The organism is Planktosalinus sp., from assembly GCF_059864935.1.
In genome coordinates this window covers 1-5,637 of sequence record NZ_JCBCCK010000488.1, presented here as the reverse complement: position 1 = coordinate 5,637, position 5,637 = coordinate 1, and the positions used below count along the sequence as shown (strand labels likewise).

Sequence of the window (5,637 nt, the reverse complement as noted above, 5' to 3'; positions counted from 1 at the left end):
AACTAGTTTGATGTGGTACAATGTTCCGGGGTTTACAAGGGCTTCGGCACGTAAAATTTTGGTTTGTCCGTTATAATTCGTGGGATGTTGCACACCGTTATAGGCATCAAAAAACTGCGGATTTGCAGCCTGACAAATGGTGCCTTCGCCTCTGATGGTCGTGATTTTAACCGGGATGCTGGTGCCCGGTACTACCGCCAGGTTTTGATACTGATTTTGAGAGCCGGCTTCACGGAGTAAAAATGCAAATCCGTCTGAATAATTACATTGGGTGGGATTGGTATATGCGTAATACTGTTCTGACGAAAAGATGTATTCAAAGATGATTTTGTTGGCCATGGGAAGAAAATCAAATTCCAGCACAGTTGCATTGATTGTATTTGGCTCGTTTATGGCCTGTTCCAAATCAATATCGCCCAGCCAGGAAGTTGTGCCTTCACTGAGTAATGTATTGTTTGGTCCAATGGCTGAAACCGCTTTTCCGGTTGTGAGTAAAATACCTTCTTCAAAAGGGAAATTACTTGTGCCGGCTGAAAAATAACCATAACTGGGGAATTGATCCCACCCACTTGCTGAAAAATTGGATACATTGGCACAAGGGCTGTTGATGAGTACATCTTCCACAAGTTGTTGTGCCGTAAAGTTGTCCTGAACTTCTATGTACTGTGAGAAAGTGAGGTTGGGGAAAAATGTCAACACCAATAAGGCGAACAAAAAACGCATGAACACAGGACTTATTAATCAATAAATTTTGTGCTGCAAAAATACGTAATGAAAAGATTATAAGCCCTAAATTTAACAGTAGGATTTAAAATCAACGAAAGTATCACTCGTTGATATCAACTTTGATTCGCTCTTTTCTGTTGGCGAGCTCCCAAGCGGTGTGAAAAACCAGTCTTGCCCGTTTTTCAAGTAAGTCATACTCAATTTTGTCGGGTGTGTCTGTGTGCCTGTGATAATCTGCATGAACCCCGTTAAAATAGAAAATCACGGGAATGTTATGTTTAGCAAAGTTATAATGGTCACTTCTGTAGTAAAAACGATTGGGGTCATTGTGTGCGTTGAATTTATAATCGAGTTCAAGTCCCACATACATTCTGTTAATGTCTTCAGAGAGATTGTGAAGCTCCTGACTTAACCTGTCGGTGCCAATCAGGTATACATAGTCAGAATTTTCTTCTTTTTCAGGAGTTATGCGACCAATCATATCGATATTTAAATTGGCAACAGTATTTTCAAGTTTAAATACAGGATCAACATCAGTATAGTACCTTGAACCAAAAAGACCAATTTCTTCACCTGTAACGAGCAAAAATACCACAGAGCGTTTTGGGCCGTTACCTTCTTCTTTGGCTTTTTGAAAGGCTTTGGCTACCATCATCGTGGCTACTGTACCACTGCCGTCATCATCAGCACCGTTGTTGATGTTTCCATTGCTGTCAATACCTGTGTGGTCATAGTGAGCAGAAATTACAATAACTTCTTCAGGATATTCAGAGCCTTCAACAAAAGCGATTACATTTTCTGAATCCTTGATACCACTACCTTCACGGAAAAAACTAGCGGGTACAATCTGAAAATAATTGTTTTCACCCAAAGGTGATTTGATTTTGTTTTCAATGAAAAAATCCCTGATGTATTCCGCAGCTTTTTTCTGGCCGGGTTCACCGGTCATTCTTCCTTCCATTTCATCTGAGGCGATGATAAAAAGATGTTCTCTAAGTTCTTTGGCGGTGATGATACCTTCATAATCAACGGAACTGATTTGAACAGTTGTTGATGTTGTTTCCGGTGATGGATTTGAAGTTGAAGTTTTACAGCTTATAAAAAGTGCAACAAAGGCAAGGAAGATGAGTTTTTTCATTTTTTAGATTTTGGTAAAAATAAGATTCGTTTCAAAAATTAAACAAAAAAAAATGTGAAACTTTCCAGGAAGGTTTCACATTTAAGTTTTTTGAGTTTTCAATTAGTCCAACGGAGCTCCTACAGGGATATCACAACGATGATCCGGTTGTCCGTGAGGCGGATTTACCCTTCCTGTTGTTCCAGTATTGGCTCCATTAATTGGAACTTCACCGGTACTCTTAATCACAGGTGATTGAGTTGATTGAGGTACAGACGAGTTAACATCAGAACCGTTAAGAGGTGCTCCAACGGGAATTTCACAACGATGTCCCGGCTCACCATGAGGTGGGTTTAAAGCAACATCACCACTATTTGAATTGGTTTGTGTAGCGTTATTTTCTACTGTTTCAGTAGTTGTGGTTTCAGAATCAGAAGATTCTTTTGATTTGTCATCTTTGCACGAGACAAAAAGGGCCATTGCAAACACCACCATTAACAATGAAAATTTCTTTATAAAAGATAAAAACATAATTTTTGATTTAAAAATTTTTAATAAGTTGCTAAGTTACAAAATTGTATGTAAAGCAACAATTTTGAGTGAAATTTTATTTATTTAAAAAATTCTAATTGCCGGAAAACCGTTTCACAAAATATTCGGTCAGCACCAAAGGTGTCAGTATCATTGTAAATGCATACATACTGTCCTCAACGGGGATAGTGAACATTCTTACATCCAGATTTTGGGAATTGTCATACCAAACTACCTGCTCTTCAATAAAGCTTCCGGTGAGGATTCCGTTTACTATAAAAAAGGGAATAAGCATCACTAAAAAGGTCAGGAAGTATTGTTGCAGTAAATCTTTGCGGTATTTCAAAACCAAAAAAATCAAAATCACCGCATAAACATAATTAATCAAAGGATACCACCTGTCATAAAACAGGGCAATTAAAATTAGCATTGCTGTAATGAGCGTGTATGAAATTACAGTAGTTGTTTTTTCAGAAAGTTTCCAGTTTGGGAAGTAATACAAAAGCGCATAGTGTGTAAAAATACAGGCATACGGAATACAGATAAAAAATAACCACTCCTCCAAAGGTAGATTTACAATATAAACCCCTGTTAAGTACTTCGGGTTAAAACCCCAGAAGCCGTTTGCGGTAAATACAATATCCCATGGAATAAAAAACAACATCATAATGATGATGGACGGAAACATATATTTCCACTTTTTATAAAGTTTCAATTTGGGATGAAAACTGTATAAAAAAGGAATGGAAACCGATCCAAGATTCAACCAAAGGTAAAGTGAGTCCATACTTAGTTTTTGAAGTATTTCAATGGAGGAACCAGCATCCCAAAACTTTCGCCTTTATCTTTGCCGGTGTGTTTATGGTGCATTTTATGCGCTCGTCTTATGGCTTTTGCATAGCGGTTATTTGCAATCCTGAACAACTTAAAACGTTGGTGGATGAAAATGTCGTGGACAAAAAAGTAGGTAAGGCCGTAAGCAAAAATCCCTAAGCCTATGGGCAACCCATACCAAAAATCAAGGTTTTTCCATGCGAGGAAAAAACCGATGCTCACAGCCGCATAAAACAAAAAGAAAAAATCATTGCGTTCCCACCAACTGTCGTGGTCTTTTTTGTGGTGGTCTTTGTGTAAATTCCACAAGAAACCGTGCATGATAAACTTGTGTGTAAACCACGCCATAAATTCCATAAAGAGGAAAGTTCCAAGAAAAACAGCGATCCAAATTAAAATTTCCATTTTATAACAAGTTTAATCTGTAATTGACATAACATTGAGCCAACAAACTCATTTTTTGATAGTTATTTACCCTGATACGTGTATTTTTTATTTGAGTTGAAGGAATATTTTTGAGTTTGTTGAGCAATTTTTTGTAATAAATATAAGCAGTATAAACACCAAATTTGGCTTCAACAGGTAATTTATTGATTCCTTGAAAGCCTATTGCAAAATCAACTTCAATTTCATTAATTATTTTGTTTTTTGATTCTTCATCAAGCAAGGATAAATCGGTATTGGGGAAATAGCTTCTGTTTAAATCGTCGTGGTCTGCCTTTAAATCCCTTAAAAAATTGACCTTTTGAAAGGCTGAACCCAAATGCATAGCGGCATTTTTCAGGTCATCAAATTTATTTTGGTCTCCTTTTACGAAAACTTTCAGGCACATTAGTCCTACCACATCAGCCGACCCATAAATATACTCTTTATACTCCTCTTGAGTCAAATATTTTTTCTTGTGGAGATCAAGTCGCATACTTTTCATAAATGAATCAACTAAGTGTTTATCTATTTTGTATTTATGATAGGTATGTTGAAAAGCATTTAAAATGGGATTGAGGCTTATTTTGTCATTAAGAGCATTTTCAAGTTCTTGTTCAAATCGTTTAAAAAGTTTTTCTTTGTCGTATTCGTGAAATGAATCAACAATCTCATCTGCAAAACGTACAAAACCATAAATGTTGTAGATGTCCTGCCTGATTGTTCCGGCTAGCATTTTTGTGGCAATTGAAAATGAAGTGCTGTAAGACTGGGTAACCGTCTTACTGCATTTCTCTGAAACAGAATCAAATAGTGCTTTCATAAGGTGTAAGTTTATATGTCTTTTTCTATTAAACCTGTGACCAATTTTCCTGAAATAAGTGAAGGAGGAACACCCGGGCCAGGTACTGTAAGTTGCCCGGTAAAGAACAAATTCTTCACTTTTTGGCTCTTAAGTTTTGGCCTTAAGAAAGCAGTTTGAAGTAATGTATTTGCCAGACCATAAGCATTCCCTTTATAGGAATTGTATTGTTCTACAAAGTCATTTACACAAAAACTTTCATGGAAAATAACATTTTTTTTGACATCCTGACCGGTTAATTTTTCAAAACGGGTCATAATTTTTTTAAAATACTCTTCTCTCAATTCAGGTGAATCTGACAATCCGGGAGCCAATGGAATTAAAAATATTCCTGCTTCTTTTCCTTGTGGTGCAGTGCTATCGTCTGTTTTTGAAGGAAAACTGGCATAAAAAAGCGGTTCTTTTGGCCACTCAGGGGTGTCGTAGATGGTTTTTGCGTGAGCTTCAAAATCCACATCAAAAAACAGGGTGTGGTGCTCCACATTTTTGATTTTTTTGTCAAAACCCACATAAAATAACAACGATGATGGTGCAAATATCTTTTTGTCCCAATAGTTTTCAGAATATTGCCTGTATTTAGTGTCAAGCAATGTCTCGGTGTGGTGATAATCGGCTCCACTTAAAATAATGTCTGATTTTATAGTAACCCCATTTACAACCAGTGAGGTTGCAGCACCATTTTCAACATTGATTTTTTCAATATTGGCATTGGTTTGAATTTCAACGCCCAGATCCAGAGCCAATGATTGAATACCTTCAATAACACTATACATTCCCTTTTTTGGGTGAAAAGTTCCCAAACCAAAATCGGCATAATTCATAAAACTGTAAAATGCCGGTGTGTTTGAGGCTTTTGCGCCAAGGAATAAAACAGGAAATTCAAGAATGGAAATGAGCCTTTCATTTTTAAATTCTTTTCGTACTTCTTTACTAATGGTACTGAAAAATTGACCGATTTTTTTAATGGTCACCGGTGTGACCAATTCCAAGGGTGAAACCCCGGGATTATAAACCAAATCTTTAATAGCGATATTATAGTTGTCCTGAGCCTTTGCAATAAATTTTTTAAGTTTAACTGAACAGCCTTTTTCTTCTTTTTCAAAAGCAATGCAAATTTTGTCAAGCGTATCTTCTATTGTTATGA

At 36.7% G+C, this 5,637-nt stretch carries 7 protein-coding genes; all 7 read right to left on the bottom strand.

The genetic code is table 11. The features are described from left to right. Positions 1 to 723 (bottom strand): choice-of-anchor L domain-containing protein (locus tag AC6F75_RS14175; protein WP_500715740.1); only part of this gene is annotated, 723 nt, incomplete at its 3' end. Between the two features lie 103 nt (positions 724 to 826). Continuing rightward, positions 827 to 1,864 (bottom strand): M28 family peptidase, encoded by a 1,038-nt coding sequence (locus tag AC6F75_RS14170; RefSeq protein WP_500715739.1) that lies wholly within the window; start codon positions 1,862 to 1,864, stop codon positions 827 to 829. 102 nt (positions 1,865 to 1,966) lie between these two features. Further along, positions 1,967 to 2,374, bottom strand: a complete 408-nt coding sequence (locus tag AC6F75_RS14165; RefSeq protein ID WP_500715738.1) for a hypothetical protein — start codon at positions 2,372 to 2,374, stop codon at positions 1,967 to 1,969. A 94-nt stretch (positions 2,375 to 2,468) separates the two neighbouring features. After that, a complete protein-coding gene (locus AC6F75_RS14160; RefSeq protein ID WP_500715737.1) occupies positions 2,469 to 3,161 on the bottom strand; it encodes a lycopene cyclase domain-containing protein in 693 nt (230 codons plus the stop codon). 2 nt (positions 3,162 to 3,163) lie between these two features. Beyond that, complete coding sequence (locus tag AC6F75_RS14155) at positions 3,164 to 3,613, bottom strand: sterol desaturase family protein (protein WP_500715736.1); 450 nt, start codon at positions 3,611 to 3,613, stop codon at positions 3,164 to 3,166. Position 3,614: 1 nt separating this feature from the next. Further along, on the bottom strand, positions 3,615 to 4,454 hold the full coding sequence (locus AC6F75_RS14150; RefSeq protein WP_500715735.1) for a squalene/phytoene synthase family protein: 840 nt from the start codon (positions 4,452 to 4,454) through the stop codon (positions 3,615 to 3,617). Positions 4,455 to 4,465: 11 nt separating this feature from the next. Beyond that, on the bottom strand, positions 4,466 to 5,637 hold a 1,172-nt coding region (locus AC6F75_RS14145; protein WP_500715734.1), incomplete at its 5' end, for a phytoene desaturase family protein.

What these genes read in the sequence shown, in the direction of transcription:
- AC6F75_RS14160 (WP_500715737.1), bottom strand. Translation starts at nt 3,161, where the DNA reads ATGGACTCACTTTACCTTTGGTTGAATCTTGGATCGGTTTCCATTCCT.
- AC6F75_RS14165 (WP_500715738.1), bottom strand. Translation starts at nt 2,374, where the DNA reads ATGTTTTTATCTTTTATAAAGAAATTTTCATTGTTAATGGTGGTGTTT.
- AC6F75_RS14150 (WP_500715735.1), bottom strand. Translation starts at nt 4,454, where the DNA reads ATGAAAGCACTATTTGATTCTGTTTCAGAGAAATGCAGTAAGACGGTT.
- AC6F75_RS14170 (WP_500715739.1), bottom strand. Translation starts at nt 1,864, where the DNA reads ATGAAAAAACTCATCTTCCTTGCCTTTGTTGCACTTTTTATAAGCTGT.
- AC6F75_RS14155 (WP_500715736.1), bottom strand. Translation starts at nt 3,613, where the DNA reads ATGGAAATTTTAATTTGGATCGCTGTTTTTCTTGGAACTTTCCTCTTT.